The sequence below is a fragment of the Rhodococcus sp. MALMAid1271 genome, from assembly GCF_049195265.1.
GTDB lineage: Bacteria > Actinomycetota > Actinomycetes > Mycobacteriales > Mycobacteriaceae > Rhodococcoides.
Genome location: NZ_JBMIRQ010000094.1, coordinates 1 through 26,988 on the forward strand (window position 1 = coordinate 1; position 26,988 = coordinate 26,988).

The following is a 26,988-nucleotide window of genomic DNA, read 5'->3' on the forward strand; positions in this document are numbered from 1 at the left end:
GTGGCGGTCATGGCGTAGCCGCAGCCGGCGTCGAGGTCTTTCAAGGTCATGGTGATGATGGCGGTGACGGGTAGGCCGCGGTGGGTGCCGAGGGTCCCTGAGGCGAGCGTGTGCCGGAGCGCCAGTTTCAGGGCGTCGTGATGTCGTTCGTTCTGGGTGCGCAGATCCCGAGCCGCGGCGGCAGCTCGCGCCGCAGCCGCGGTTTCTCTGTCATCGGGTTCAGGCGCAGTGTCGGACGCTGTGCCGCAACCACAGTCGGTACCGTGGCCGCAATTCCTCTCACCGCATCCGCTCTCACTGCAGCCGTTGCCACCGCAGGATTTGCCACCGCAGGATTGGTCACCGAAGTCATGATCATCCGCGCAGTCGCTGTCCCCGTTGCAGTCCGTCCCATCCCACAGGCCTGCATCGCTGGAGCCGGCATCGTCGGGCGTCGGTGCCGGCTGCGGTGGTGGTGCTGCAGCATCCTTACCGGAGGTCTTGTCGCTCTCGTCGTCGCCGGTCTGGTCGCTACGTTCGCCCTCGTGCACGACCGATGTCGGGTCGGCGGGGTTGTTCACTCCGGGTTTCGCGGCTTTGGAGAACAGGGCTTCGAGGTAGGCGCGTAGTTCGGGGTCGACGCAGAAGCGTCCTTCAGACATCCCGTCGGCACCCTGCTCACCGAGATAGAAGAACGCATCACGTCGCTTCCGCGGCCTGGGCTGCCCATCCTCGTCCTCGTCCTCGTCGTAGTCGCCGTCGGGGTTGAGGATTGCGTCGAGGTGCGCCACCAGCGGCGCGAAGTCGTCGGGCCGCCTGGTCGATGCGTAGCCCACCAACTGCTCTTCGGCGAGATCGCGGGTCTGCGGATCCACACTCGAGGGCAGATGGCGGAAGAATTCGCGGATCATCTGCACATGCTTGGCGTCGAGCAACCCGGCCCGTAATGCTTCGGCGGTGTGCGGCAGCAACGCAGGCAGGACCTCACCGGACAATGCTGTCCGGTCGCCCAGCTCCGCAGCCAGGCGAACCCGTGCCCCGGCCGCGCGTGGGGTGATCCGCAGCATCCACGCCACCGACGCCGGCACCGACCCTGGATATACATCGAGGCCGTGCTGCGCGATCAACTCGTTCAACCAGGTGTGCGAGTGCGCAGTCAGCGACCGGGTCACCGTTTCCATCCGCTGGATCACTGCACGCCGGTCGGCGTTCGTCCACGACACCGACGCCTGTTCCGTCAATGCGGCGACCGCGGACTCGACACGAGCGACCAACACCGATAGTTCGGGGTCGGACACCTCAGGGGCGGGCGGCACGGTCTCGATGCCGTCCACCCCTGATCCGCCGTCCCCCGAAAGCATGCACGAAATCTATCGCGACCCACCGACACACTTTCGAACACACGTTCTTATATTTTCATCTTATCGATACATGCGGATCGGATGGGGCGTCGCCCGGACGCGAAGTCTTCGCGACCAAGATGAGTTGCCTCGCCCCCTCCGGACGTCTGTAGCGTCGTACCGATGCACCAGATCGGCTCGAGGAAAAGGAACCAGCCTGCGCCGCCACATATTGTTTTCGAGTCGCTGTCCCTGCCGGCTCGTCCGACCGTCGGCGACGTGCACGCACCCCACCTGGTGCATTAGACCTCATTGTGGCCAACACGACCTGACGTCCTGGCTGCAGATTCCTTCGTTCGTCTGGCAAGCAGGCCGTACCTGGTACATCGCCGACGACGTCGGCCCCACTTCGCCAACATCGGCGATCCTCGCGTAGATACCGTCATGGACGGTCACAGCGCGGCACAACCCTGGGAGAGCCATTGAGCACGTACCGACAACAATAGTCGGACTGCGAACTGCAGCAGGACGTCTCGGCAGCACGCTGGGTGGAGGACGGCCTGGAGGTCGTTCCCACGACGACTGTGTGCTCGCTGGTCCCCACCGTGTTCGACGCCTATGCCCGCATCCTCTATCCCGCTCGGCCCAACACACACCGCCCGGTGCCCGAAAGACCTGGTGTGCCTTGGCTTGATCAGCTATCGGCCATCCTCGAAATTCTCGTCCGGAAGACCACAACACCGGACGATTGCTATTTCGCTGTCTGGGAGGGCAATACCGCCCTCGGCGACATTCGGGGCAAGGCACCGACGGCGACCATTGCCGGCTACAACTACTTCCTGCTGAGAGGGCAGGTCGCATGCGCAACCGACACGCTCGAGGGACTGTCGCCGCACCTGTGGTGGCCTGCAGACCACACCTGGTGCGTGGCCCAGCACTTCGATTTCCCGTGTGCCTATCTCGGTGGTAGCACGGAGACTGTCGCGGACGTTCTCGCGCTCAGCGACGTCGAGTCCCAGCCGGTCCGCGTCGAACAAATCATCACCGCGGGCCCCGACGCGAAACACTAGCCACCCGGGCCGAAAGTCTCGACCAGCGAGGCTTCCCATCGAATTCCGAATTCCTCAGGCATCGAACCCCATTGGCAGTACTTCAGCGCACCGTGATACGTCACAGCGAACGAGCCCGGATGTCGCGTCGGGGACCGTTCCATGCGTTGCGCAAGAACACCTGATCGATCGAGCATGCGAAGATGGCCCGACGTTCGCGTGTGAAAGTCCATCCACAGGTATCTGTCCCACACCAGACAACCGTGCAGCATCACGTCCCCGACCAGGTCGCCGTCATGCAACATCGTGGTGAAGCCGTTCCCGAGGTGCGCCACCCGCTCCGTTCGCCCGGCCACGGTCACGGCCTCGACTCGAGCCGGCACGTCGCTGCACACCTCGGCGGGCAGGTCCATCGTATCGGGTGACGCCCAGCATGTGGTGGGCGTGAACACCGAGCCCACGGCAGGCTCGTCGGGCCAAGCCTCCCTGTCCTCGAGCATCCACAGTTGCGTCATATCAAGACGAATCGATCAGAACTGCGCCCGAGGAGCTCCCATTCCCGGATCGATCTGGAACGGTCCGCTGGCTGACGGCGCTATCGGAAAGTCGAAGATCGCCGTCGGGATATATACGGTGGCACAGGAATTGGGAATATCCACCACACCGGAGAGGCGGCCTTCGATCGGCGCAGACCCCAGCAGCAGGTATGCCTGCTCGGGGCTGTATCCGAATTTGGTGAGGTAGTCGATCGCGTGCATGCAGGCATTCTGATACGACAGGTCGGAGTCCAGATACTTCTGCTCACCGTCGACAGTTACCGAGATACCCGAGAACGCAATCCATTCCGAGTATTGCGGTGCGGTGTTGCCGGGCATGAAGATTGCGTTTTCACTCACCCCGTACGTCTCCATGCCGCCCTTGATCAGGTCGACGTGCAGATCCATGAAGCCGCCCATTTCGATGGCCCCGCAGAAGGTGATCTCACCGTCTCCTTGCGAGAAGTGCAGATCGCCGAACGACAACTTCGCGCCCGGTACGAACACCGGATAGAACACGCGAGTACCTTTGGTGAGGTTCTTGATGTCCTGGTTGCCGCCGTTCTCCCGGGGCGGTGCCGTCCGCGCGGCTTCGCCGGCGACGCGAGAGAATTCGTCACCGCTCAGCGACCCCAGAATTGCCCCGTCGAGTTCGGGGGCCAGCGCCAGTGGTGGAACCCGATTCGGATCCGTGGCAATCAGCGCACCTTCGCGGGCGTTCCACTTCGCCAACAACTGTGCCGATGGCGCGGTACCCATGAGCCCGGGATGGGCGATGCCGGTGTACTTCACATGCGGTACGTGGCGAGAGGTCGTCGTCTGCCCGGAAAAGTCCCAGATCGCCTTGTACGCGTCGGGGAATCGATCGGTGAGGAATCCGCCGCCGTTCTGCTTGGCGAAGATCCCCGTGTAGCCCCAACCCTGACCCGCCAGCGGGCCCGAGTCCTCTTGCGGGATCGGACCGACGTCGAGAATGTCGACGATCAGCAGGTCGCCGGGCTCAGCCCCCTCGATGTGGAACGGCCCGGACAACGTGTGCACGTTGTTCAGAGGCGCGTTGAGAATGTCCTCGGCAGAATCGTCGTTGTGGATGGCCCCGTCGAACCATTCGCGACAGTGCGCTCGAAAGGACGTGCCGGGTTTGACCGTGACCGCCGCCGGGATGTCAGGGTGCCATCGGTTGTGGCCGACGATGTCCTGTTCGGTGAAACTCTTGGTCGAGTCGAGCGGAAACAGCAGTTCTGGCACGCGGCACCTCCGGTTGCGCTGAATTCTCCTGTCCTGATCATTGCACCGATGTTGTCCTAGCGGTCGGTTCTGGCAGGTAAATCTTGTATGACGGTTGATCTTGTATGACGTTGTGCCGTAACACCGCTGATCGCGCTACTCTCGAACACGTGCCGACCTACAGCTTTCGTTGCGCCGGGCGATGCGCACCCGTCGACCAGATATTTCCCATGTCCGACGTGCCCTCCGAGGTGCCGTGCCCGGAATGCGGAGGGGCGGCCGCACGAAAAATCTCCTCCCCTGCCCTGGGCCGGGGGAACAGTGCCGCAATGAAGGCGCACGATGCATCGCGAGCCACCGCCGATGCACCTACCGTGGTCTCGTCCATTCCGCACAGCGGCCGATCCTCGAGCCGAACAACCTCCAACCCGCTACATCGACGGCTGCCCCGTCCCTGACTCGCACGCTTCCCGCTCGGTGCGACCGGGCAGGACGACCCCAACGCCACAACTCCCGCAGTCACCGACCATCCCCGACCGCGCAGTCACCGTCCGCGCAGTCACCGAGCACTACCGGCGTCCGACCGAGATCCGCCCCTCTTCGCTGGTTGCGGCCACCGATCTCGGCGAACGCGGATCGTCGATCACCTCGATCTCCACGTCCCCCTTCTCCGACTCCGCCGCGACGTCGTAGGACTCGGCACCGGGAAGCGTGATCGTGCTGTCCCCCCTCGTGTTCTGTATGCGCATCGAGTCGGGCGGCACGCGAGAGTCCACGACGACCTGCCCGAAGATCGTGTTCACCTCGACCTCGGACAAGGCAGCGTCGGAGATGTCGATGTCGCCGAACCGAGTTGTCACACTCAGTGTTCCGCTCAGCCCGCGAGCGAGCACCGACCCGGTCGAGGTCGTCACCGTGGTGTCGGCATCGACGTCGGCGAGCAGGACCTCCCCCGCTAACCCGTCGATGTCGAGTGTCGATCCGGCAGGTATGCGTAGCTCGACATCGAGATCACACCACCCTCGATTGGAGCCGGAACATTCCACTGCGATAGTCGATCCATCGTCGCTGATCTCGACGGTCGGAGTATCCCCTCGATACTCTCCACCGGCCTGCACGTGCAGATCCGCGTCGGGACTCATCGACACCTTCAGCTGTGCGAACCTCGTTGAGAACGAGAGATTTTCAGCTGCGACAGTCCTGTCGGCAGCGTAGTGGAAGGACTGCACCTTCGGCGTGGTGAAGCCGTATGCAATCGCCACCGTGGTTGCCGCTCCGGCGACGCCGACGACGACTACGGCAACGACAGCCGCAACAATGATGCGCCACAATGCTTTTGTCACTGGATAGCTCCCAGATATCGTAGTACGGCCATGACACGACGGTGGTCGGCACTGTCTCCGAGTAGGCCGAGCTTGGCGAAGATGTTCCCGATGTGCTTCTCGACGGCAGCCTGACCGACCACCAGTGCCGACGCGATTCCGGCATTGGACTTGCCTTCGGCCATGGCCGTCAACACCTCTCGTTCCCGAGGAGTCAACGAATCGAGCGGATCCGATCGTGGTGCACGAGCCAGAATCTGTTGCACCACCTCGGGATCGATGACGGTTCCACCGTCTGCCACCGTGCGGACCGCATCGGCGAACTCGTCCACATCGGCCACGCGATCCTTCAACAGATACCCGACGCCGTCCGTGCTCTGCCGGATCAGCTCCGCCGCGTACCGCTCCTCCACGTACTGGGACAGCACCAGAACTCCTACCTCGGGCCATCGTTGCCGAATGACCAGCGCTGCGCGGAGGCCCTCGTCCAGGTAGGTCGGCGGCATACGTACGTCGATGACACACACATCGGGGACCGGCTCGGCGGCGGACATCGACGCGAGTAGCTCCGATGCGTCACCCACCTTGTCGATCACATCGGCTCCGCTGTCGACCAACAGTCGAGCAACGCCCTCTCGCAACAGAACCGAATCATCGGCAATGATCACTCGCACGGGATGATCACCTCGAGACGCGTCGGGCCGCCGACCGGCGAATCAACCGACAGGGTGCCGTCGATTCCGCTGAGCCTGTCTTGCAGACCGGCCAGCCCTCCGTGCGCAGGCACCTGCGCACCGCCGCACCCGTCGTCGTCCACCGTCACCCGAACAGCGCAATCGTCCCTGGTGACGGCGACTCGGACGTGGCCGGCCTTCGCATGTTTGCTCACGTTGGTCAGTGCCTCCGAGACGACGAAGTAGACGGTCGATTCGACGGTGGCGCTCGCGCGTCGCTCTCCGGTCGATGCAGGATCGATCTCGATGGTCACCGGGACCGTGCACAGCGCGGCGACAGAGGACAGTGCGGCATCGAGTCCGCGGTCGGTCAGAATCGGCGGATGCAAACCGCGGGTGAGAGTTCGGATCTCGCCGATGGCGTTCTTGGCCTCGCGGTGGGCGTCATCGAGCAGGCCCTTCAGCACTGCGTCGTCGCTCGACGAGATCCGCGACTTCGCCTGACCTACGGACATGGCCACCGAGACCAAGCGCTGTTGAGCCCCATCATGCAGGTCACGTTCGATCCGGCGCCGCTCGGCATCCGCGGCGTCGACCACCCGCGCCCGACTCGCCGTCAACTCGTCCACCCGCATCCTGGACGAGGACTGCCCGAGTAGCGCAGCAGCACACCACCAGTCGAGCTTTGCCACTGCCGTCAACAGCGGTGGAAGCCCGGCGACAAGCATCACCAGCGCTACGATCCCGACCGCCAAGACGGGCAAGAATCCCACTCGATCACCGATCTCGAATTGGCTGCCGACGGGATCGAGAACGATCCAGGCTATCGGTGCTGCGACAAGAACCGGAAGGGCCAGGAACAGCGCAGGTAGGAGGAACAGAAGGACCGCCGAGAAGGGAATGCGAACCATCCAGTAACACAACGATTTCCACAGCCCTACATCGCGAACACACCAGACGAAGGTTCGCCAACGGGTGGGGTAGACAGTCTCGGCAGGGCCCGCGATGACGATGCCGCTGGTGAAGCCGATACCCGCCCGGGCAGCCATATCCAGCCACCGAAGCAGCACGATCGTGAGCGCGAATACCAGGACCCCACTGAGCGCGAACGGAAGTGCGCACACAGCCAGTACCAGCAGCCCCAGGATGAACCACCCACCGAGCCCCGCCAGCATCGACGCCAGCAACGACGCCACGGCCAGCCACCAGTGCGGCGATATCCACGCCCTGAGCGGATTCAGGGGAATCGGTAGTGCCTCGTTCATGCGGATCAGCCTAAGTGCGGTGTCCTCGCAGTGTCCCCACTGTGAACCCACCGCCCGAGGGTAGGGCCAGCCATACTGCTCACCGGTGGGTCGGTCGTGGTGCTTCTCGCGAGGCGAGCGGGAAGATTCGACAGGCATGAACCTCGACCTTCTGGACGTCGATCGACTGTCCGTCATACCGGTGTGGGTGGTCTTCGTCGGTGTTGCCGTACTGCTGGCGTTCGAATCCGGCTCTCCGCTCGGCCTTTTCACCCCGGGAAACAACGTGCCGATAGCACTGGGGGTGTTGACGTCCATCGGCGTCGTACCGTGGCTGCCTGCCGTCGTCACCGCCGCCGTGGCGTCGAGCATCGGGGCACAATGGGCCCTGTGGCGCGGCCGCCGCACCGACACGATTCTCGGTTCCGCCCGCGTCGAGGCCGCGATCGGGCGCTCGATGATGCGGGTGGTCCTCGGTGTCACAGCGTCGGTGGAGAGACGGCCCCGCGCGGTAGCGGTGGCCGGACACCTTGTCGGTGGTATCCGCACCATCACACCTCGACTGCTCGCGTCCACCTCGCTGCGTCAGCGTGAATATGCCGTACTCAGTCTCCTCGCGGCCGGGGTCTGGGCCGCTGCGCTGGTGACGGTCGGCGCATGGCTGGGTGACCAGTCCGTCGTACGGACCGCCCTGGGATACGCCTGGATCCCCGCCGTGACGGTCATCGTTGTTTGCCAGCTCAGGCGTCGAACACGCCCGTCTACTCCCGAACTTGTCGGAGCCCGGTGATATCAAGGATGTAGAAGACGAGAGAAAGGGTTTCGCATGTCCGCTGACTTCGATACTTGCCACGGCACACTCGTGATCCACGCGGTCGGCGGTGCGGAGTGCACGGAGCCGGACTGCGTGGACCTCGAGTACGTACGGCACTTCCTGATCCTCGAATGCGAGGAGGTCACCGGAGGCTGCCAGTGCACCACTCTCGTGGAACTGGCTCAGGCTTCCTGACGCCGCACCACCGGCTGCTGCAGCTCGGTGACCCAGTTCTCCTGCGGCTCCGGCTCGGATACCAGGTAGTACTCGCGGCAGACCCCCGCGAGCTCGTAACCACTGCTGTCGATCCAGGCCATGAATTGCTGCCAGGTCTCACCGATCGTCGCCATCGAACCGTGGTGAACAGTGGTCGCCGCAAGGTCGACCGGTGGCAGTTCTCGGACGTCGTATCCCTCGGCGGCGGTCACGTTCGGTCCTACCTCGAACGCGGCGTGCACGGTGACCCCGGTGCCATCTCCGTCGTCGATGGCCTCGTACATGGCGATCGATGACGGGCCGAACTCGACGCCGTGCCCGGCGAGGGCCTGGGCGAGTCGCGCGTACATGGGTCCGATGACCGGCCCGATGTTCTCTGGTCCGAAACCGGCGGCAGTCTCGGTGACGAAAGCAATGCGATCGGTCGGCAGCGACTTGGTGTCCACGGTGATCATGAAATTCCCTTCGGTGTGTGAGAGTCGCGCATCGAGTCGACGTAGGCGGGCGGCATCGAGATCGAGCCGACGAGCGAGGTCCTCGCGTTTGGCGGCGAGCATCTCACGCAGCTGATCTTCACCTACCTGAGCGTGGATGATCGCCTTCACTTCGTCGAGCCGGAAGCCGAGGTCCTTGAACATCAGAATGCGGCCCAGGTCCTCGAACTGCATGCCTTCGTACGACCGGTATCCGGTGAACCGATCCACCCGTGCCGGCGTCAACAGTCCGATCTCGTCGTAATGCCGAAGCATCCGAACCGACACTCGACCGATGGATGCGAACTCTCCGATACTGAACATGACCCCTCCGAGAATTCCGTCTCACACTGTGTGAGGGTCAAGCGAACGAAAAATCGGGTGCAGTTGACCGCGCTCAGCGCGGTCAACTGCACCCGATTCTATTGGCCGCGCAGCCGCGACCACACCGTCCCTTACTCGAGGCCCACCGGATAGTGCAGCGGCAATCCCGTTTCACCGACGCCGAGTTCCAGGATCGCCCACTGGTGCGGGTCGATGGCCAGGAGTCCGTGGTTGGACACGATCAGGGATGTTCCGCTAAACGCGACCGAGGCGGGAGTGGAGTACGGAATCGAACGGTTGACGCGATCGACGAGGGTCGGTAGCTCGCCCACGATCGATCCCGTGTTCGGGTCTACCACCTGGATCGAATTGATGATCGGGTTCGAGATCGGCAGATAGATACGCCCACTCGTTCCGATAGCCAGGCCGTCTCCTTGTGCGACCACAGCCACGCGCTCCAGTCGGCCAGGTGAACCGTTGGAGTCGAGCTCGATTCGGTATACGACACCTCTCCCGATGGTGGTGATGTCCGGTGAGAGCGACACGGTCACCACGAAGTTGAGCCGGCCCGCGGCGTCGAACTGCATTCCGTTGACGCTGTACACAGACGCGAAATCTTGATTCTGATACCAGATTTCAGCTGCACCACCACCGGCAGGCACTTTCCAGATGGTGGCCTGGTTCAGATCGCTGACGTACATGGTTCCGTCGGGGGCGAACGTCGCCCAGTTCGGCCACGCGGGTCGATCGACGGGCGAGGGTTCGCAGGGCGCACCCGCGGCAGCCGCACATGCCGGGAGATCGGCGAAGGTGGCGTACACCGTTTGCTCTCCGGTCGCTGGATCTATCCGCACGGCCCTGGCACCCGAGTAGTCGAGGGCGTACACCCGGCCGTCACCGTCGAGCGTGATTCCGTTGACACCGTGTTCGGCAGGTACGTGATTCTCCAGCGTGTACGTCCGGAGTAGACGTCCCTCGGAATCCCAATGCCACACGTCTGCAGATGAATTGGGCCGGTTCGATCCCGACCAGATGCTGCCGTCGCCAGGATCGACGGCCATTCCCTCCGGCTGACCGGGCAGCGGAACGACGGCAATGTCCCTGGTCTGCCCGTATTCGAGAGGAACGTTCGTCGGCGGTGGTTCGGCGGCCACCTCGGGCGCGGTCACCACCGCGCCCGAGAGGCAGATCACCGTCGACGCCAGAAGGACGATCCCGGCGCCTCGCCGAATCATCGAGGAGTGATGGAGCCGAGGAACGAGGTGGTCCAGATTGCCGAATTGGCCGATCCTGCTGGATCGTTCGTCGGAACGAGTCCATTGAGCGTCACCTGGCCACCGGTCAAGCCCCGATCGAACTGCGGCGGCAGGGTGAAGCCGCAGGACTGCTGGACGGTGCCCGGACCTACGGCCAGATCGGTCCGACGGCATTGTCCGATGGAGGTCGCGGTCAGTGCCGGGGTGACGCCGAAACTCGTGATGCTCAGCGACGCGCTGAAGTCCGGGGACGACGGGTTCTGGTAGCAGATCGACGCCGTTGCGGCGATGTCCTCGGACGGCTCGGTCGAGGCTGCGCCGGTGGCCGGATCCACCGACACTGCGTGGATCTCGGTCGTGCGTACTCCACCTGGGCACGCAGGGGTTGCGCCCTTCGAGACCGAGTTGACCTCGCGTCCGACGCTGTACTTCACCGAACCGGTCGGCTGCGGAGTTCCGGGCGCCGGATCAGCGACCGGGGCAGTTCCCTCGCCCAATGTGTACAGAGTCCACAGTGAACCGGTGCGTCCGTCCGGCAGACGAAGGGGATTGGCGACCGAGTTGCTGGTTGCCACTCCGTCGGTGACCCCGGAACCATTGGGCTGCACTCGAAGCACGCAATCGACGGCCGCGCGTCCGGGTGAGCCGATCATGAACTCGAGCCCGCAGGGTCCGCTCATCGCGAGCCTGCCCAGTCCCGGCGCAGTGAGCACGCCCCACTGATCGAGGAAGGCCTGGCCGTCGATCGTCGGGCCGTCGCACACGTAGATCGGCCCGACGTTCTTCGCGGTCGGATCGGTCAGGAAGCCCGTCGAGGGATTGTTGGCGAAGGTGTACATCCGCGCATCGAGGCGCTCGACCACGGTCAGCGAGCGTGGTGACCCGAAGTACTCGTTGCACGCGGCATTGTCTGCCCCGGTGGGGCGTTGGCCGCTGTCGACGGTGCGATAGACGCTGAAGCTACCGGGACCGTCGTCGATGGACCCCATGACCGTAGCCGGTGCGGGACTCGGCGCAGGCTCGGCCGATGCAGGCGCCATCGGACAGACCGCGATCGTCAACGCTGACAACACGGCAGCACGCAACCACTGATTCTTCAACTTCAACTCCCCCCCGAGAATTCGACGGTGCAATTCGGACGAATCGCACCTTTTCCGAGGGGAGACTATCGCAACAGCCGTTGAGAATCTATCGATTCAGGCTTGCGAACACAGGTTCGATCCTGTCGAGGTCGAGAAGTAGTGCACGGTGTCGGCGCGCGGCGCGATGCGGAGGACGTCGCCGTGCGAGGGAGTCGCGATATCGGGGATTCGAGCGACGATCTGCGCTCCGGCCGTCCCGCTGGTCGAGGCATCCTCGACCATTCGGGCGTATATGTAGCAATCTGCGCCGAGTTCCTCGACCACATCGACACGCACGTCGGTACCCGAATCGGAGACCGTCCACGCTTCGGGTCGCACGCCCATGGTCACGCGGCTGCCATCGATCCGGTCGGCAATCGACCGCTCGATGGGTACCGACAGCGAACCGATTCTGGCAGCGCCTGCAACCACGTCGACCTCGAACAGGTTCATGGCGGGCGAACCGATGAAGCCGGCGACGAAGGCATTGACCGGACGCTCGTAGAGCTCCTTCGGACTGGCGCATTGTTGCAGCACGCCGGCTTTCATGATGGCCACGCGATCCCCCATCGTCATGGCCTCGACCTGATCGTGAGTGACGTACACGGTGGTGGTGCCGAGCCTGCGCTGCAGCTGCGAGATCTGCGCACGTGTCTGGACACGCAGCTTCGCATCGAGGTTCGACAGCGGTTCGTCCATGAGGAACACCTGCGGGTCTCGCACGATCGCGCGACCCATGGCGACACGCTGCCGTTGCCCACCGGACAGCGCCTTGGGCTTACGGTCGAGGTATTCGGTCAGGTCCAGAATCTTCGCCGCCTCCTCGACGCGTCGACCCACCTCGGACTTGTCCATACCGGCGATCTGCAGAGCGAAGCCCATGTTCTTGGCGACGGTCATGTGCGGGTACAGCGCGTAGTTCTGGAACACCATGGCGATGTCTCGTTCCTTGGGTGCCAGCGAGGTGACATCGCGGTCGCCGATCTTGATGGCACCGTAGTCGACGTCCTCCAACCCGGCGAGCATGCGCAACGAGGTGGACTTTCCGCAGCCGGACGGCCCGACGAGCACGAGAAATTCACCGTCTTCGATTTCGAGATCCAGTGATTCGACCGCCGCGACGTCCGAACCCGGGTAGAGCTTGGTGGCCCCTTCGTAACTGACCTGTGCCATGGGAGTGCTCCTTTGTAGAGTTAGAAGAATCGGTGCGCGGAGCCGGCGGGCTCGGCGATGAGAAAGGTCGGCGCAGGCAATCCGGATCGCGTTGCACTGGAAGTGATCTCGTCGGCCACCGTCCGAACGAGATCCGAGGGCACCAACGCGATCGCCGAGCCTCCGAATCCGCCGCCGGTCATGCGGGCTCCGTACGCGCCTGTGCGCAGTGCCGCGTCGACGGCACTGTCCAGTTCCGGCGAGCTGACCTCGTAGTCGTCCCGCAACGAATGATGCGACGCGGTCATCAACTCACCCAGTTCGGCACCTGCGGCACCACCGTCGAGCAGATCGACCGCCAGCTCGACCCTCCGAATCTCACTGATGACGTGGCGAACTCGCGCGATCAGTGTGTCGTCGACGAGCCCCGAGACCGCCTCCTCGAGAGGGAGGCCTCGCAGCGTAGCTACCCCCAGTTCGGAGCACGCGGTATCGAGCGCCGCGCGACGGGCACCGTACTGGCCGTCGACGAGCCGATGCGGCGCATTGGTATCGATCACCAACAGACTGGTTCCGGAAGCTGCGAGGTCGAAGGGGATCTGACGCGTCGAACCGTCGAGGCAGTCCAGTAGCAGCGCATGCCCGGCTCGCGCCGACATCGCGATGTTCTGGTCCATGCCACCGGTCGACGCCCCGGCAATCTCGTTCTCTGCCCGAATGCTGGCGTCGATCAGTACGTTTCGATCGACCGCCAGGCCGAACAAGTCGCTGAGCGCCAGCGCGAACGAGCATTCCAGGGCCGCCGAACTCGACAGGCCCGAGCCCACCGGCACCGATGAGTGCACCGCAACATCGACCCCGCCTATCCTGTGCTCCTGCAGTGCCCAGGCCACGCCTGCCACGTATGCGGCCCATCCCGAGGGCGTTCCCGGGCCGATCTCCTCGAGCTGACCCGTCCACGACTCGTCGGTGCGCGTCGATACGGCGCGCATCACCGTGTCCTCGCGGCGACGTACAGCGACCGCAGTGGCGTACGGCAACGCGAACGGCAGCACCAGTCCGCCTGCGTAATCGATGTGTTCACCGATCAGGTTGACTCGGCCCGGGGCAATCCAGACGCCGTCCGGTTCACCGCCGAACGCGCTGCGAAACAGCGCTGCCGCCCCGTCTGCGAGATCGTCCTCGGCGACCACATCGAGCCAGGTCATCGGAGTACCTCGCGCAGTCGATCGGCGATCCGCTCCGGCGTGGTGTCGTTGACCCATGCGCCCATCGCCGATTCGGATCCGGCCAGGAACTTCATCCGGCCCGGTGACCGCATCATCGAAAACAGTTGCAGATGAAGCCTGCCCAGCTCACGGTCCGCTGCCACCGGAGCCTGGTGCCACGCGGAGATGTACGGCACCTCGTCGACGCCTTCGAAGAACGCGTCGACTCCGCGCAGCAACTTTCGGTAGACCACGGCCAACTCGTCACGTTCTGCATTGTTCAACTCGGTGAGGTCCGCGACGTCGCGGCGCGGGGCGAGATGAACCTCGACCGGCCAACGAGAGGCCGCTGGGACGTACGCCACCCAGTGCTCGGTATCGAGGACGATGCGTCGCCCCGAACGCAGTTCGGCAGCGAGTACATCGGCCAACAGCACTCGCCCCGTTCGCTCGAAGTGCTTGCGAGACTGACGTATCAACGCGTCCGTGCGCGGTGGGAGATAGGGGTACGCGTAGATCTGGCCGTGTGGATGGGTCAGTGTGACGCCGATCTCCTTGCCGCGATTCTCGAAGCAGAACACTTGCTGCACCCCGGGCATCGCCGAGAGTTCGGCGGTGCGATCGGCCCAGACATCGATGATGGTGCGTACTCGGGACAGCTCCAGCGAGACGAAGGACGCATCGGGATCACTGGCGAAGCAAATCACCTCGCAGCGGCCCGTGCCAGGTGCAATCGGCCAGAGTGCCTCGCCGTCCACCTCGGCCGGAAGACGTTGTTGCGCGGCACTTTCAGCGAGCGAGGGGAATCTGTTCTCGAACACCACCACGTCGTAGTCCGCCGCCGGGATCTCGGTAGCCGGACGGCCGGGACGGCTCGGTGCCAGCGGCGACGCATCGGCCGGTGGGAGGAACGTCCGATCCATCCGCTGAGCGGCGATGACGATCCACTCACCGGTGAGGACGTCGAACCGCATCTGCGATTGCGACAGGGCCGGCGAGAGCGCCCGTGTGTCGACGAGTTCGCGGGTGGCGTCGCCACAGACGTACGGTTCGGTGTCGTCGTAATAGATCAGCTCGCGGCCGTCGGCCAGAGTGGTCGACGTCTTGCGCAATCGGTGCGTCGTGGCTTCACGCGCGGTCATCGAATACTCGTTCCTCGTTCGTGTCGACAGGGTCTCCGGCGATCACCACGTCGTCGACAACCTCGGACAACGCGTCCTGAACGCCAGGATCGAGTCCGGCATCGGTGACGAACACGTCGACGCGAGAGAGCGGAACGGTGTTCGCGAGCGCACGAACACCCCACTTGGTGTGATCGGCCAGCACGATGACGCGCCGGGAGGACGCCACCAGAGCCTGATTGGTTTGTGCCTCCATGAGATTGGGGCAGGTGAGCCCCGATTCGATGTCCACCCCGTGCGTTCCGAGGAACAACATGTCCAGGTGGATGCTCTGCAATGCGCTGACCGTGAGCGGTCCGACCAGTGCGTAGGAGGGTGTGCGTTCCCCGCCGGTGAGCAACACGGTTTGATCCGTCCTGCCGCCGGTGTGAAAGACCTCGGCAACGGGGAGCGAGTTGGTCACGACGGTGATGTCCGGGACGTCGAGCAGTTCCTGAGCCAGCGCATGCGTGGTCGTGCCTCCGGAAATACCGATCGATGTTCCCGGCCGAACGAAACGCGCTGCGGCTTTGGCGATTGCGGACTTGGCGTCGCGATCGAGTTCCGATTTGGCGGAGAAGCCCGGCTCGAACACACTCGCCGATCGTGGGAGCGTGACGCCGCCGTGCACTCGTTCGACGAGGCCGCGAGCGACGAGTTCGTTGATATCGCGTCGGATGGTCATGTCCGACACCGACAGCACTGCACCTAGGTCTGCCACTTTGACTGCGCCCGAGGCCGTCACCTGGTCGAGGATCTTCTGTTGACGCTGATGGGCGAGCATCAGCGGGTCTCGGCAATCACTGCGCTACCGCCCGCGGCCACGATCAGCTCACCGTCGACCTGTACTCCGCCGACCAGGTCGGTACCTGTGGCAGGCACGCTGATCTTGTCGCTCCCGTGATTGAGCACGAAGAGCCAGGACTTGTCCCCTGCCGATCGTCGCACGATCTCCACATCGGATCCGAGATCGCGGCGAGAGTCGATACCGGCTGCAGCGCAGAGCTTGTCGGCCAGCCCGTCCCAGCCGGCCGCGTCGGGGACGGTGGCCACGTACCAGGCGGCTCCTGAGCCGACAGGGCGTGTGGTCAGCGCGGGAACGCCGCGCAGATGCCCCTGGGTGTGCCGTGCGAGGACATCGACGTCCTCGGATGCGGTGAGGTATTCGCTCCAGATCTCGCCGAGGGTCTCGTCGTCGAGAGTGAGGAATTCGCCGTCAGCGAGTGGAAAGAACTCCTCGACTCGGACCCCGAGCAGCTCGCGGAAGGCACCCGGGTAGCCGCCGAGTCGCACGTGATCGTCCTCGTCGGCGATTCCCGAGAACGCAGTGACGAGCACCTGCGCACCTGCTTCGGCGGCATCGGCAATCCGTGTGGCTGTCTCGTCACTACACAGGTACAGGGCCGGAACGACAATCGCGTCGTAGCCGTCCAGGTCCGTGGACGACGGGACGACATCACACGTCACACCTGCCGAGGTGAATCCACGATGTGCGCGTCGAGCAATCTCCATGGGCTGCATCGCCATCGACGGATGGCCCTCCTGTTCGCACGCCCACTGGGAGGCCCAGTCGAAGAGCACGGCGACCCGAGCATCGACGGTGCTGCCTGCTACCGGCGCCATGCGACGCAGAGCCGCGCCGAGTTCGACGACCTCACGCCAGCGGGCGGAGTCCTCGCCTGCGTGCGGGACCAGTGCCGAATGGAACTTCTCTGCGCCCGCCTTGGAGGCCCGGAACTGGAAGTAGGCGATGCCGTCTGCTCCGCGGGCCATGTGTGCCAGGGAGTTACGCATCATCTCGCCGGGAACCTTGGCGCGGTTGATGTGCTGCCAGTTGACGGCGCTGGTGGAGTGCTCCATCAACAACCATGGCCGACGGCCTGCCACGCCGCGGGTGAGGTCGGCCGAGAACGAGAGCTTGTGATGTGCTGCAGCGTCGCCGGTTTCGGGTCCGACGAGGTAGTGGTCGGTGGAGACGATGTCCTGCTCGGGAGCCCAGGACGCGTAGTCCATGTTGCCGGCGAGCGCGGGGCCCTGACCCATACCCACCATGAAGTTCGTGGTCACGGGAATCGCGGGGGTGATGCTGTTCAGCACGGCCTTCTCTGCGCGGTACTGCTCGAGCAGTGCGTCGGAGCAGAAGCGTCGCCAGTCGAGCTGGTGGGTGGGGTTACCGAAGGTGGTGCTCACCGAGGGGGGAACGATCTCGGCCCAGTCGCTGTAGCGCTGGCTCCAGAAGTCGGTGCCCCACGCGGTGTTGAGGGCCTCGAGGTCGATGTACTTGGTGCTGAGCCATTTCCGGAATGCGCGGGCACTGTCTTCGGAATAGCACAGGGCGTTGTGGCAGCCGAGTTCGTTGGAGACATGCCACATCGCCAACGCCGGGTGCCCCCCGTAACGGTGCGCCATCTTCTCGACGAGAGTCAGTGAATGTTCCCGGTACACAGCGGAACTGGGGCTCCAGGTCTGACGGCTGCCGATGGCGTAGCGGTACCCGCGTTCGTCCACGGGACGCATCTGCGGGTAGGCGGTGGCCAACCACGGCGGGGGCGAGGCGGTGGCCGTGGCCAGGTCGACGCGGATCTCGCCCTGGTGCATCAGATCCATGACGCGGTCGAGCCACTCGAAATCCCAGGTCGTGGCCGTCGGCTGCAGCCGGGCCCAGGAGAAGACACCCACGGTGACGAAGTCGACGCCCGCCTCGTGCATCAGCTCGACATCGCGATGCCATACGTCCTCGGACCACTGTTCGGGGTTGTAATCGCCCCCGAAGGAGATTCCCCGGGTCGGCCAGGTGCTGCGTCGTGCTGTGTCCATGCTCACAATATGAACGAGCGTCACTCAGATGTCAACATAAATGAACATTTTCATACTCTCGCAGGTGGAGAGCCCTCGAAGGGCTTGACAGTCCTGCTCGAGTCATGCTTCTGTAACCTGCATCACCCCGAACGGTCAGAATCGATCGCCCAACGAACACCATGGATGTTCATTTCTGATCGTTATCGATATTTTCCGTCGAAGGACTCCCATGAACCCACACGAGTGGCCGCGCACGTGGCAGCCGTCTCGACGCGACTTCCTCAGGTCAGCGCTCGTCGCCGCGGGGGCAGTCACCGCAGGCGGCATGCTCTCGGCGTGCTCGAGCAGTCTCGATCCCAACACGGTCACGCTCGGCTCGCGACTGTCGGACAAGAACTCCAAAGTCGGAGTCGAGGACGTCGTCGCCATGTATCGGCAACAGACCGGCGGCGACATCCGCGTCAACACCGTCGATTCGACGTCGTTCCAGGAGAACGTCAACAACTACCTCCAGGGGACACCCGACGACGTGTTCACGTGGATGGGCGGCTACCGAATGAAGTACTTCGCGGACAAGGGTCTGGTGGAGGACATCTCGAATGTGTGGGCGAGCAACGGCGGCGGCTACAGCGAGAGCTTCAGGAAGAACTCGACCGGATCCGACGGCAACCAATACCTGATCCCGTTCTTCTACTACCCCTGGGCAGTGTTCTATCGGCCGAGCCTGTGGGCCGAGCGCGGTTACGAACCACCCAAGACCTACGACCAGTGGGTTGCGCTGAACAAGCAGATGCAGGCCGACGGCATCACCCCGATCGGCTTCGGAGCCCGCGACGGATGGCCCCCGATGGGGACGTTCGACTACCTGAACCTGCGCCTCAACGGTGTCGACTTCCACCGCACCCTGCTGGCCGGTGATGTGAGTTGGACCGACAATCGCGTCCGCACGGTCTTCGATACCTGGCGCGAGCTTCTGCCGTTCCATCAACCGCAACCGCTCGGCCGCAAGATCGCCGATGCGCAAACAGCCTTGCTCAACAAGAGCGTCGGGTCTCTGGTCGCCGGCATGTTCGTCGCACAGAGCTTCCCCGCCGGGGCCGAACGCGAGGACCTCGACTTCTTCCCTTTCCCCGAACTCGACTCCGCCATCGGCAGTTCCACGGTCGAAGCGCCGATGGACGGCTTCATGATGCGCGCCGATCCGCGCAACCGTCCCGCTGCCGAGCAGCTGCTGACCTTCCTCACCGGCCCCGAGCCCGCAGTCGCCTATGCTATGCAGGATCCGCAGGCCATCCCCGCACACCGCGACGCCGACCTGTCGAATTTCCCTGCACTGGTTCGTAAATCGGCGAACCTCGTGCAGAACGCCGAAGACATCACGCAGTTCTTCGACCGCGACACGCGACCCGATTTCGCGTCGATCGTCATGATCCCGGCCCTGCAGCAGTTCATCGGCAACCCGAACGATGTCGACGGCCTGGTTCGCAGCATCGAGCGTCAGAAGTCGGCGGTGTTCGGAACATGATTGTGCGCAGTGTGATTCGACCTCCATCATTCCCTCGACTTCGAGATCAGGTAATGCCATGACCGCACCGGAACGGGTCAAGTCGCCGAAGATTCGGCGCAGTGTTCGCGAGAAGTGGACCATCGCCTTGATGCTCGGCGTTCCCGCGATGATCGTCGTCGGTCTCGTCTGGATTCCCACCGTCTTCACGGTGATCCTCTCGTTCGCGCGCTGGGACGGAATCGGAGGCACCTCGAGCATCGAGTGGATCGGTACGCAGAACTACGCCGACGCGGTACAGGCATATCCTCCCTTCCAGCAGGCACTCCAGAACAACGTGCTCTGGCTCGTCTTCCTGTTCCTCGTCCCCACCGTCATCGGCATCCTGCTCGCGATCCTGTTGGACAAGAATCTCAAGGGATCTCGGCTCTACCAGAGCATCTTCTACGTGCCCGTGGTGCTGTCGATGGCCCTCATCGGGTTCATCTGGCAGCTCATCTACTCCACCGAGGGCGGCGTCCTCAACAGCCTGCTCGGCACGGACGTCGACTGGCTCGGCGATCCCGACATCAACATCTGGGCCGTCATGGTCGCGGCAGGTTGGCGGCACACCGGCTACATCATGCTGTTGTACTTGGCCGGCCTCAAGGCCATCGACCCGTCCGTCCGTGAGGCCGCGGTGATGGACGGTGCCGGACCGATTCGGACGTTCTTCAGCGTCATCTTCCCGCTGATGAAGAACACCAACCTACTGATCATCGTCATCACCGTCATCGAGGCACTACGCGCATTCGACCTCGTGTGGGTGATCAACAAGGGCCGCAACGGACTCGAGCTGATCTCGGCCCTCGTGACGGCGAACGTGGTCGGTGAGGCGAGCCGAGTCGGATTCGGTTCTGCGCTGGCCACCATCATGCTCGGCATCTCGCTCGTCTTCATCGCCCTGTACCTCGCCATCGTTCTTCGGAGCAAAGACTGATGACCACTTCACTCACGCGCACAGCGCCTCCCGAACGCGACCCGTCGACCCGCAACCGCGCGGCCGTCGCCAATCGTCGACGCGCGAGCACCGCACAGATCGCGATCTACGTGCTGCTGACCGTCATGGCGTTGGCCTGGCTGTTCCCCCTGGCGTGGGCGGTGTACAACTCGTTCCGCAGCTACGATTTCGTGCTGCTCAACGGTTACCTGTCGGTGGGCGGATTCACATTCGACAACTACATCGACTCGTGGCAGATCGGCGGTATCCCGCACTACTTCCTCAACTCGATGATCATCACCGTCCCCTCGGTGCTGCTCATCCTGTTCTTCGGCTCGATGGCGGCGTTCATCCTGGCGCGATTCAGCTGGAAGTTCAACATCTTCATGCTGGCGGTGTTCATCGCCGGCAACCTGCTGCCGCAGCAGACGCTGTTGACCCCGTTGTTTCGGCTGTACAACGCAATTCCGGTTCCGTACTGGATGAGTTCCTCGGGCTCGTTGTACGACAGCTACTGGGGCTTGATCATCGTGCACGTCGCATTCCAGACGGGGTTCTGCGTGTTCGTCCTCAGCAACTACATGAAGACCGTGCCGCACGAATTGCTCGAAGCAGCAACCGTCGACGGAGCCGGATTGTTTCGCCAGTACTGGCAGGTCGTCATGCCACTCTGTCGGCCCGCGCTCGCCGCCCTCGCCACACTCATGGTGACGTGGATCTACAACGACTTCTTCTGGGCTCTGGCCCTGATGGTCAGCGGCGACAAACTTCCGGTGACGACGGCACTCCAGAATCTGCAGGGCAGCTTCTTCACCGACACCAACCTGCTGGCGGCGGGCTCGGTACTGGTCGCCCTTCCGACGGTGTTGGTATTCGTTGCGCTGCAGCGACATTTCGTCTCAGGTCTGACGATGGGTGCCAACAAGTGAGCTTCGTGGTGCTGCGACGCGACGGCGTCATGGTGATTCTCGGGTCCTCCTCCACCGCTGTTCCGGCCGTGCTGTACTGGGGCTCCGATCTCGGTGAACTCTCCGACCACGATCTCGCCGAACTCCGGCGTGCGGCCGTACCAGCGGTTCCGCACTCGAGTGTCGACGTACCGCGGTGGTTCACGCTCGCACCCGGCGGCGACGACGCCTGGCAGGGCACCCCAGCTCTCGCGCTACATCGCGACGGTTCGGCGCAGTATCCACGATGGACAGGCACATCGATCGACAGCAGCGAGTTCGGGTGCACCATCGACGCTGCTGATCCCGAGTTGGGAATCCGATGGTCGATCGAGCTGTCACTCGAGGTCGGTGGGTCACTGCGGGTGCGTCAACACCTCGGCAACACCGCAGACTCCACCCTCTCCGTCGACGGCGTCGTCACCCTGATGCCGTTGCCGGACACGGCAACCGAACTGCTCGATCTGACCGGTCGTCACTGCCGCGAACGCACCCCGCAGCGCCGACGGTTCGATCTGGGGGCGGTGGTGCGCGCCTCGCGTCGTGGCCGCACCGGACACGATTCCACTCTGGTTCTCACCGCAGGAAGCGAGGGATTCGGCTTCCGCGACGGCGAGGTCTGGGGCGCGCACGTCGCATGGAGTGGTGATCACCTGCACCTGGCCGAGCGTCTGCCCGAACGGGCCGGTCAAGCCTCGGCCGTCCTGGGAGGCGGGGAACTTCTCGCGCCGGGTGAGGTCACGTTGGGTACCGACCAGACGTATTCGACCCCCTGGGTGCATTTCGTGTACTCCCCCGCCGGGTTGGATGGTTCCGCTCGATCCCTGCACCGTTGGATGCGATCTCGCCCAGCTCACCCCAGCTCTGCTCGACCCGTGGTCCTCAACGTGTGGGAGGGCGTCTACTTCGATCACGATCTCGCCCGGCTTCGCGGTATCGCGGACGTCGCTGCTCGTGTGGGCGTCGAGAGATTCGTGCTCGACGACGGTTGGTTTCGTCATCGACGCGACGACCGGGCGGGCCTCGGCGACTGGCAGGTAGACGAGGGGGTATGGCCGGACGGTCTGGCCCCGCTGTTCGACCACGTCCGTGATCTCGGCATGAGCCCCGGGCTGTGGTTCGAGCCCGAGATGATCAACCTCGACTCCGATACTGCTCGGGCTCATCCTGATTGGCTGCTCGCGGCACCGAATCGCATTCCGTTGGAGTGGCGTCACCAGCACGTGTTGGACCTCACCCGCACCGAGGTGTTCGATTACCTCCTGTCGTCCATCGATCAGGTGCTCGGCACGCAACGACCGGACTACGTGAAGTGGGATCACAACCGAGACCTGATGCTCGCCGTCGATTCCACTGGACACGCCGCGGTGCACGATCAGACCGCGGCGTTCTACCGGCTGCTCGACGAGCTACGGTCGCGGCATCCAGAGGTCGAGTTCGAGTCCTGCGCATCCGGGGGTGCCCGCATCGACCTGGAGGTTCTCGAACACACCGACCGGGTATGGGCCTCGGACACCAACGATCCGCTCGAACGTCAACGGCTGCAACGGTGGACGACGCAGCTGATTCCGCCGGAGCTGATCGGATCGCACGTCGGACCTCGGATCGCACATACCTCCGGCCGCTGGTCGACACTTCAATTCCGCTGTCTAACTGCACTGTTCGGTCACGCGGGCCTGGAAATGGACGTCACCGAACTCTCGTCGGAGGAACACGAGTACCTGACGTCCTGGACAGCGCTGTACAAGGAGTTGCGCGGCTTGTTGCATACCGGCGATCTCGTTCGGGCCGACCATCCCGACCCGAGCGTATGGGTTCACGGGGTCGTCGCAGCAGACGCATCCGAGGCCGCCTACGCGGTGGTTCGGATGGATACCTCTCCCGAGGATCGAACGGATCGGGTCCGGCTCCCGGGCCTGAATCCGAACACCCGCTATCGGGTCGAGTTCGTTCATGCGCTGAGTGATCCGGGCAACGGAATCGCACCGCCGCCGTGGATCGCGGACGGCGGAGTCCTCGAGCTGTCGGGCGCTGCGTTGGCTCGGGCAGGCGTCGCGCTCCCGGTGCTGTTCCCTCAGACCGGAGTGCTGCTACGACTGACCACGCTCTGAGCGGAGTCCAGTAATCGGTCAGTAGTCCTGGTCGCTGTCGGCCGCGGTGGGCGTGCGTCTGATTCTGGTCAGGTGGACGCGTCGGGCGAGCCGGATCATCGGACGGATGAGCAGTTCGATACTTCCGAGCAGGAACAGCCAGGTACCGGCGATGGTGGTGCTCTCGTGGAAGAACAGGATGCTGCCGATGATGAACCACACCGCGATGAGAATGTCGTTGATGATGCTGACGACTTCCCATCGCTGGCGAATCACCAGTTCCTCGTGTCCGATGGTGAACGTCAGGTCCTTCATCGATCCTCCTCCGTCGCTGGGGTGTGCGCTGTTCTACTACCCGAATTCCGTGGCTCGAACACCGGCGTCGGCCAGTCCACCCGAGCTGCCATGTTCAGCAGCTTCGTTCGACGCGTCTCGTTCGTCTCCCCGATCCTCGCAATTCGCCCGTAGACGTGAGCGCGAAAGTCGTCCGCGCCGCGGCGGTTCTGCCCCGATACTCCGGCCCTGATGCAGTTGTTCAGCAGAGCCCTGAGATTGTCGTATTCCTCTCGCGGCACTGCGGGCGACGAGTTGACGACGAGACCGGTCAGCTGCTGACGCTGGTGCGCGCGTCCGACCCGGGTCTTGCCGGGATGAACGGCGAACCCTTCGTCGTACGCGATCTGGGACATCAGCCACAACAGTCTGTCGACGTCGAGATCCGCAGCGGCAGAAAATGCCAGATCGTCGGCGTAGCGGGTGTAGTGGGCACCGACCGACCGGGCCAAACCCGATGCACGGATATCGAGCTGCCGCGCAACCAGATTGGCCAGTGCGGGCGAGGTGGGAGCGCCCTGCGGCAGGTGGGTCGCGCGAAGCCTCGACGCGGTGGGACGGTCCATCCCGATCAATTCGACCGCAGGGGTGACCGTCGTGCACAGCGCAGCGAGGTGCGCCGCCACCGTCCCTGGGTACCCCACTGCCTCGAAGATCGCAACCACGCGGTCGAACCCGATGGACGGAAAGAAGCGTCGAAGATCCATGGAGACCACCACGGCGCGGCCGGAGTGTGGCAGCGCGAACGTGCGCGGACTTCTCGCTTTCCGAAATCCATGAGCAGCCGGATGGGGTGGGATTCGATCGAGAATGCGACGCAGTATCTTTCGCTGAATCTCACGCAACCGCGGTTTCGGCACCTCCAGCAGCCGAATACCCTGGCGCTTGTCGAGTCGCGCGGATCGGTAGTGCTGCAACGGGTACGGCGCGGATCGGAGCCTGCCCTCCAGGTCGGCGAACCATTCGATCTCGGAAATCGTCAGGTCGAGCGATCGCGCAAGGTCCCCGGTCGTTTCGTAGCGCGGTACCTCGAATCGCCAGGGTTTCCCACCGAAATGTGTCGGTCTATCCGAGGAGACCGAGGGCTCGGCGAGGAACGGAAGATCGCGCAACAGAACGAAAATCGAGGCTTCATCGAACGGCGGACTCGGATACAAATTCATGACGCGATCCGCCAGCCGCGTCGCCTTCGCCGGAATCAGCCGCGCAAATGCCTCGTCGAGACCGGATCGGGTCCAGTCGGCATCGACGGCCAGCCGCGCGAGAATTGCCGCCGCCCTCGGCGTCAACTCGCGCTCTGTCATGTCAGGACCTGCGCGGGGTGGAACGCCATGACGTGCGGCGTGACATGCAGCGGCGCGGGGCGACCGAAATCTTTCGTCCTCGGAGCAGTCGAGCACGCGAAGCGTGCAGAGCTGCTTCGGACGCAGTGATCGATTCTCGTGATGCACCCAGGGGTTGCCCCTGAGACCGGCCCTACGGACCAACTCTCGCCCACGCGCCGCTGCATCGTTCCACCATGCCAAAGTGTCGCAGGTCTGTCAGCGCGTTCGCAGGCGTAGAGCGGTCCCGTGTCGATTCGGGCCGCTGCGTTCTGTCGATGCTCATCACCCCATGGCCTCTGATACCCATGCGGGTATCCTCTTCCCTGAGGGCCTCACATGCTGGTCCTCACGCACGGGGCCACCACCGGCGAGTCGATCGCGTTCGTGGCCGGGCCTACTGTCGACAACTGCAGGAGCACAACATCATGACCGAACTGGCAATCAGCACACGGGTGAACTCCACTTTCGAGGAAACCGTCGAATCGACTCGAAAAGCACTGTCCGAACAGGGATTCGGCATACTCACCGAGATCGACATGCAGTCCACTCTGAAGGCGAAGATCGATGCCGACATCGAACGCTACGTCATCCTCGGTGCCTGCAATCCGCGGCTGGCCAAGGCCGCGATCGACACCGATCGCCAGGTGGGCCTACTCCTTCCCTGCAATGTCGTCGTCCGCTCCGACGGAAGTGACACGATCGTCGAAGCAATGAACCCGCAGCTGATGGTCGGACTGTCCGCGGCACCGGGTCTCGCCGACGTTGCCGATGAAGCCACTGCGCTGCTGCAGGCGGCGATCGCGGCGCTCGACGGTGCGAACTCCCCCAGCTAGCTACAAAGCCCGCAGCACGGCCTCGCCCCGATTCGACCGGATTCCACAGATACCCCTGAGGGTATAGTGAGGGTCAGGTTGTCAGGACGAAGGAGAAGGCATGTGCAGAGCGGTCGAGTGCAAGAAGTGTGGAAAGACGACGTGGGCCGGTTGCGGTCAACACGTGCAGCAGGTGATGCGGGGCGTGCCCGCCTCCGATAGATGCGCGGGGCACGCCGGCGAACCGAAGTCACCAGGGTTCTTCTCACGGATGTTCTCGAGCAAGTAGCAGCCGGGGGGCCACGGGCATCCCCGACGCCGATCGCGGCGCGCTACGGTACCGAAGTGCGTAAGAACAGCGACGACGACGAACTGGGTCGCTACCGCGCGGTGTTCGACGCCATCGAACGCCGCGTGGTGCCCGAGATCGAGTTCGGCAGAAGTACACCAGTGCTCATCGCTGCGATTGCCATCGCATCTCTGGGGTTCCTCTTGCCCCTCACCGGTTCTGCACACGGATACGACGTGCTGTTCAGGACCTCACGTGCCGAGAACGAATCCGCAGGAGCACTCCCGACCCTGTTCGTGGCCTTCAGCATGACGTTCACCGTGACGGTGGCGGCAACTGCCCGCGCCGTTCGAAGGTTCCGCTGGGCCGGCTTGGCACTAGCGGGCAACGGCGTCACCATGGTGTTCGGTGTGCTCGCGATCTGGTCGCGGCAATCACTGGCTCCGGATGCGGCGTACACGGGGCCGTCGATAGGGCTGTATCTGGGCGCGGTGGCAGCCGTGCTGTCCACAGCGCTATGGGCCCGTGCGGTGTTCACCCACCCGCACGGACCCCGCTGACCTGATTCCGGCCGACTGCTGCGCCGACCTCAGGCGAGGGCGAGAAACAGCTTCTCGAGCTCCGCTTCACTCATCTTCTCGCCTGTTTCCGCTCCCGTGATGCACTCGCGGAGCCCGGTGGCGACGATCTTGAACCCGGCCCGGTCGAGCGCCTTCGACACCGCAGCCAGCTGGGTGACGACGTCTTTGCAGTCACGGCCACTTTCGATCATGGCGATCACGCCTGACAGCTGGCCCTGTGCACGCCGTAGGCGG

The 26,988-nt window shown here is 63.9% G+C and carries 27 protein-coding genes; 10 read left to right on the forward strand and 17 right to left on the reverse strand.

Annotated elements, in window-relative coordinates:
• The coding region (locus tag ACOQFP_RS14420; protein ID WP_421584708.1) for a DUF222 domain-containing protein at positions 1-1,340 on the reverse strand (1,340 nt) is incomplete at its 3' end.
• A gap of 659 nt (positions 1,341-1,999) precedes the next feature.
• Here ACOQFP_RS14420 and ACOQFP_RS14425 point away from each other — a divergent pair.
• Positions 2,000-2,389: a hypothetical protein gene (locus ACOQFP_RS14425; protein ID WP_421584709.1), complete on the forward strand. Its 390-nt coding sequence runs from the start codon at positions 2,000-2,002 to the stop codon at positions 2,387-2,389.
• Here ACOQFP_RS14425 and ACOQFP_RS14430 read toward each other — a convergent pair.
• Positions 2,386-2,883 carry a hypothetical protein gene (locus ACOQFP_RS14430; protein ID WP_421584710.1) on the reverse strand — a complete coding sequence of 166 codons (498 nt, stop codon included), beginning with the start codon at positions 2,881-2,883 and terminating at the stop codon, positions 2,386-2,388. The genes ACOQFP_RS14425 and ACOQFP_RS14430 overlap by 4 nt on opposite strands.
• 15 nt (positions 2,884-2,898) lie before the next feature.
• Positions 2,899-4,152 (reverse strand): formamidase, encoded by a 1,254-nt coding sequence (fmdA, locus tag ACOQFP_RS14435; RefSeq protein ID WP_421584712.1) that lies wholly within the window; start codon positions 4,150-4,152, stop codon positions 2,899-2,901.
• A 104-nt stretch (positions 4,153-4,256) separates the two neighbouring features.
• On the opposite strand from fmdA, the gene ACOQFP_RS14440 reads away from it, so the two are divergent.
• Positions 4,257-4,589: an FmdB family zinc ribbon protein gene (locus ACOQFP_RS14440; protein WP_241257517.1), complete on the forward strand. Its 333-nt coding sequence runs from the start codon at positions 4,257-4,259 to the stop codon at positions 4,587-4,589.
• A 111-nt stretch (positions 4,590-4,700) separates the two neighbouring features.
• On the opposite strand, the gene ACOQFP_RS14445 is transcribed toward ACOQFP_RS14440, so the two are convergent.
• The 3 genes from ACOQFP_RS14445 to ACOQFP_RS14455 are packed head-to-tail and all read right to left on the reverse strand — an operon-like array spanning position 4,701 to position 7,392.
• A complete protein-coding gene (locus ACOQFP_RS14445) occupies positions 4,701-5,474 on the reverse strand; it encodes a DUF4097 family beta strand repeat-containing protein (protein WP_421584713.1) in 774 nt (257 codons plus the stop codon).
• Positions 5,471-6,127, reverse strand: a complete 657-nt coding sequence (locus ACOQFP_RS14450) for a response regulator transcription factor (protein ID WP_341244679.1) — start codon at positions 6,125-6,127, stop codon at positions 5,471-5,473. Before ACOQFP_RS14450 ends, ACOQFP_RS14445 begins: the two co-directional genes overlap by 4 nt.
• The gene (locus ACOQFP_RS14455) at positions 6,118-7,392 is read right to left on the reverse strand and encodes a histidine kinase (protein WP_421584714.1); all 1,275 of its coding nucleotides are present in this window, start codon (positions 7,390-7,392) and stop codon (positions 6,118-6,120) included. Before ACOQFP_RS14455 ends, ACOQFP_RS14450 begins: the two co-directional genes overlap by 10 nt.
• A gap of 136 nt (positions 7,393-7,528) precedes the next feature.
• Between ACOQFP_RS14455 and ACOQFP_RS14460 the strand changes: the two genes are divergently transcribed.
• Positions 7,529-8,161: a DedA family protein gene (locus ACOQFP_RS14460; RefSeq protein WP_421584716.1), complete on the forward strand. Its 633-nt coding sequence runs from the start codon at positions 7,529-7,531 to the stop codon at positions 8,159-8,161.
• Positions 8,162-8,197: 36 nt separating this feature from the next.
• Positions 8,198-8,380, forward strand: a complete 183-nt coding sequence (locus tag ACOQFP_RS14465) for a hypothetical protein (RefSeq protein WP_206492811.1) — start codon at positions 8,198-8,200, stop codon at positions 8,378-8,380.
• Here the strand turns inward: ACOQFP_RS14465 and ACOQFP_RS14470 are convergent.
• The 8 genes from ACOQFP_RS14470 to ACOQFP_RS14505 form a co-directional block, all read right to left on the reverse strand.
• Positions 8,368-9,198 (reverse strand): MerR family transcriptional regulator, encoded by an 831-nt coding sequence (locus ACOQFP_RS14470; RefSeq protein ID WP_421584718.1) that lies wholly within the window; start codon positions 9,196-9,198, stop codon positions 8,368-8,370. The genes ACOQFP_RS14465 and ACOQFP_RS14470 overlap by 13 nt on opposite strands.
• A gap of 131 nt (positions 9,199-9,329) precedes the next feature.
• Complete coding sequence (locus tag ACOQFP_RS14475) at positions 9,330-10,433, reverse strand: SMP-30/gluconolactonase/LRE family protein (protein ID WP_421584719.1); 1,104 nt, start codon at positions 10,431-10,433, stop codon at positions 9,330-9,332.
• Positions 10,430-11,443 carry a hypothetical protein gene (locus ACOQFP_RS14480; protein ID WP_341244682.1) on the reverse strand — a complete coding sequence of 338 codons (1,014 nt, stop codon included), beginning with the start codon at positions 11,441-11,443 and terminating at the stop codon, positions 10,430-10,432. Before ACOQFP_RS14480 ends, ACOQFP_RS14475 begins: the two co-directional genes overlap by 4 nt.
• A gap of 207 nt (positions 11,444-11,650) precedes the next feature.
• On the reverse strand, positions 11,651-12,748 hold the full coding sequence (locus ACOQFP_RS14485; RefSeq protein WP_206492807.1) for an ABC transporter ATP-binding protein: 1,098 nt from the start codon (positions 12,746-12,748) through the stop codon (positions 11,651-11,653).
• Between the two features lie 20 nt (positions 12,749-12,768).
• On the reverse strand, positions 12,769-13,935 hold the full coding sequence (galK, locus tag ACOQFP_RS14490) for a galactokinase (RefSeq protein ID WP_421584721.1): 1,167 nt from the start codon (positions 13,933-13,935) through the stop codon (positions 12,769-12,771).
• The gene (gene galT / locus ACOQFP_RS14495) at positions 13,932-15,077 is read right to left on the reverse strand and encodes a galactose-1-phosphate uridylyltransferase (RefSeq protein ID WP_206492805.1); all 1,146 of its coding nucleotides are present in this window, start codon (positions 15,075-15,077) and stop codon (positions 13,932-13,934) included. Before galT ends, galK begins: the two co-directional genes overlap by 4 nt.
• Entirely contained in the window at positions 15,064-15,879 is an 816-nt protein-coding gene (locus ACOQFP_RS14500) for a DeoR/GlpR family DNA-binding transcription regulator (RefSeq protein ID WP_421584722.1), read from the reverse strand. Before ACOQFP_RS14500 ends, galT begins: the two co-directional genes overlap by 14 nt.
• A complete protein-coding gene (locus tag ACOQFP_RS14505; protein WP_421584723.1) occupies positions 15,879-17,912 on the reverse strand; it encodes a beta-galactosidase in 2,034 nt (677 codons plus the stop codon). The genes ACOQFP_RS14500 and ACOQFP_RS14505 overlap by 1 nt, the downstream gene beginning before the upstream one ends.
• A 211-nt stretch (positions 17,913-18,123) precedes the next feature.
• Here ACOQFP_RS14505 and ACOQFP_RS14510 point away from each other — a divergent pair, with 211 nt between their 5' ends.
• The 4 genes from ACOQFP_RS14510 to ACOQFP_RS14525 are packed head-to-tail and all read left to right on the forward strand — an operon-like array spanning position 18,124 to position 23,435.
• Positions 18,124-19,419 carry an ABC transporter substrate-binding protein gene (locus tag ACOQFP_RS14510; RefSeq protein ID WP_341244914.1) on the forward strand — a complete coding sequence of 432 codons (1,296 nt, stop codon included), beginning with the start codon at positions 18,124-18,126 and terminating at the stop codon, positions 19,417-19,419.
• Positions 19,420-19,477: 58 nt separating this feature from the next.
• Positions 19,478-20,377: a carbohydrate ABC transporter permease gene (locus ACOQFP_RS14515; RefSeq protein ID WP_241257516.1), complete on the forward strand. Its 900-nt coding sequence runs from the start codon at positions 19,478-19,480 to the stop codon at positions 20,375-20,377.
• Complete coding sequence (locus tag ACOQFP_RS14520) at positions 20,377-21,306, forward strand: carbohydrate ABC transporter permease (RefSeq protein ID WP_206492800.1); 930 nt, start codon at positions 20,377-20,379, stop codon at positions 21,304-21,306. Before ACOQFP_RS14515 ends, ACOQFP_RS14520 begins: the two co-directional genes overlap by 1 nt.
• Positions 21,303-23,435 carry an alpha-galactosidase gene (locus ACOQFP_RS14525; protein ID WP_421584724.1) on the forward strand — a complete coding sequence of 711 codons (2,133 nt, stop codon included), beginning with the start codon at positions 21,303-21,305 and terminating at the stop codon, positions 23,433-23,435. Before ACOQFP_RS14520 ends, ACOQFP_RS14525 begins: the two co-directional genes overlap by 4 nt.
• Before the next feature lie 18 nt (positions 23,436-23,453).
• Here the strand turns inward: ACOQFP_RS14525 and ACOQFP_RS14530 are convergent, their stop codons facing one another.
• Positions 23,454-23,729, reverse strand: coding sequence for a YrhK family protein (locus ACOQFP_RS14530; protein ID WP_341244916.1), 276 nt, complete (start codon positions 23,727-23,729; stop codon positions 23,454-23,456).
• A complete protein-coding gene (locus ACOQFP_RS14535) occupies positions 23,726-25,051 on the reverse strand; it encodes a reverse transcriptase family protein (RefSeq protein ID WP_421584725.1) in 1,326 nt (441 codons plus the stop codon). Before ACOQFP_RS14535 ends, ACOQFP_RS14530 begins: the two co-directional genes overlap by 4 nt.
• Before the next feature lie 446 nt (positions 25,052-25,497).
• Here ACOQFP_RS14535 and ACOQFP_RS14540 point away from each other — a divergent pair, with 446 nt between their 5' ends.
• On the forward strand, positions 25,498-25,905 hold the full coding sequence (locus tag ACOQFP_RS14540) for a DUF302 domain-containing protein (RefSeq protein ID WP_421584726.1): 408 nt from the start codon (positions 25,498-25,500) through the stop codon (positions 25,903-25,905).
• 324 nt (positions 25,906-26,229) lie between these two features.
• Positions 26,230-26,733 carry a hypothetical protein gene (locus ACOQFP_RS14545; protein ID WP_421584727.1) on the forward strand — a complete coding sequence of 168 codons (504 nt, stop codon included), beginning with the start codon at positions 26,230-26,232 and terminating at the stop codon, positions 26,731-26,733.
• Between the two features lie 29 nt (positions 26,734-26,762).
• Here ACOQFP_RS14545 and ACOQFP_RS14550 read toward each other — a convergent pair.
• On the reverse strand, positions 26,763-26,988 hold a 226-nt coding region (locus ACOQFP_RS14550; RefSeq protein WP_421584259.1), incomplete at its 5' end, for a metal-sensitive transcriptional regulator.

Excerpts from the sequence above, each read along its gene's own strand:
- ACOQFP_RS14430 (WP_421584710.1), bottom strand. The coding sequence starts at position 2,883 with ATGACGCAACTGTGGATGCTCGAGGACAGGGAGGCTTGGCCCGACGAG.
- ACOQFP_RS14440 (WP_241257517.1), top strand. The coding sequence starts at position 4,257 with ATGACGTTGTGCCGTAACACCGCTGATCGCGCTACTCTCGAACACGTG.
- ACOQFP_RS14455 (WP_421584714.1), bottom strand. The coding sequence starts at position 7,392 with ATGAACGAGGCACTACCGATTCCCCTGAATCCGCTCAGGGCGTGGATA.
- ACOQFP_RS14460 (WP_421584716.1), top strand. The coding sequence starts at position 7,529 with ATGAACCTCGACCTTCTGGACGTCGATCGACTGTCCGTCATACCGGTG.
- ACOQFP_RS14465 (WP_206492811.1), top strand. The coding sequence starts at position 8,198 with ATGTCCGCTGACTTCGATACTTGCCACGGCACACTCGTGATCCACGCG.
- ACOQFP_RS14470 (WP_421584718.1), bottom strand. The coding sequence starts at position 9,198 with ATGTTCAGTATCGGAGAGTTCGCATCCATCGGTCGAGTGTCGGTTCGG.
- ACOQFP_RS14475 (WP_421584719.1), bottom strand. The coding sequence starts at position 10,433 with ATGATTCGGCGAGGCGCCGGGATCGTCCTTCTGGCGTCGACGGTGATC.
- ACOQFP_RS14480 (WP_341244682.1), bottom strand. The coding sequence starts at position 11,443 with ATGGGGTCCATCGACGACGGTCCCGGTAGCTTCAGCGTCTATCGCACC.
- ACOQFP_RS14485 (WP_206492807.1), bottom strand. The coding sequence starts at position 12,748 with ATGGCACAGGTCAGTTACGAAGGGGCCACCAAGCTCTACCCGGGTTCG.
- galK (WP_421584721.1), bottom strand. The coding sequence starts at position 13,935 with ATGACCTGGCTCGATGTGGTCGCCGAGGACGATCTCGCAGACGGGGCG.
- galT (WP_206492805.1), bottom strand. The coding sequence starts at position 15,077 with ATGACCGCGCGTGAAGCCACGACGCACCGATTGCGCAAGACGTCGACC.
- ACOQFP_RS14500 (WP_421584722.1), bottom strand. The coding sequence starts at position 15,879 with ATGCTCGCCCATCAGCGTCAACAGAAGATCCTCGACCAGGTGACGGCC.
- ACOQFP_RS14505 (WP_421584723.1), bottom strand. The coding sequence starts at position 17,912 with ATGGACACAGCACGACGCAGCACCTGGCCGACCCGGGGAATCTCCTTC.
- ACOQFP_RS14510 (WP_341244914.1), top strand. The coding sequence starts at position 18,124 with ATGAACCCACACGAGTGGCCGCGCACGTGGCAGCCGTCTCGACGCGAC.
- ACOQFP_RS14515 (WP_241257516.1), top strand. The coding sequence starts at position 19,478 with ATGACCGCACCGGAACGGGTCAAGTCGCCGAAGATTCGGCGCAGTGTT.
- ACOQFP_RS14520 (WP_206492800.1), top strand. The coding sequence starts at position 20,377 with ATGACCACTTCACTCACGCGCACAGCGCCTCCCGAACGCGACCCGTCG.
- ACOQFP_RS14530 (WP_341244916.1), bottom strand. The coding sequence starts at position 23,729 with ATGAAGGACCTGACGTTCACCATCGGACACGAGGAACTGGTGATTCGC.
- ACOQFP_RS14535 (WP_421584725.1), bottom strand. The coding sequence starts at position 25,051 with ATGACAGAGCGCGAGTTGACGCCGAGGGCGGCGGCAATTCTCGCGCGG.
- ACOQFP_RS14540 (WP_421584726.1), top strand. The coding sequence starts at position 25,498 with ATGACCGAACTGGCAATCAGCACACGGGTGAACTCCACTTTCGAGGAA.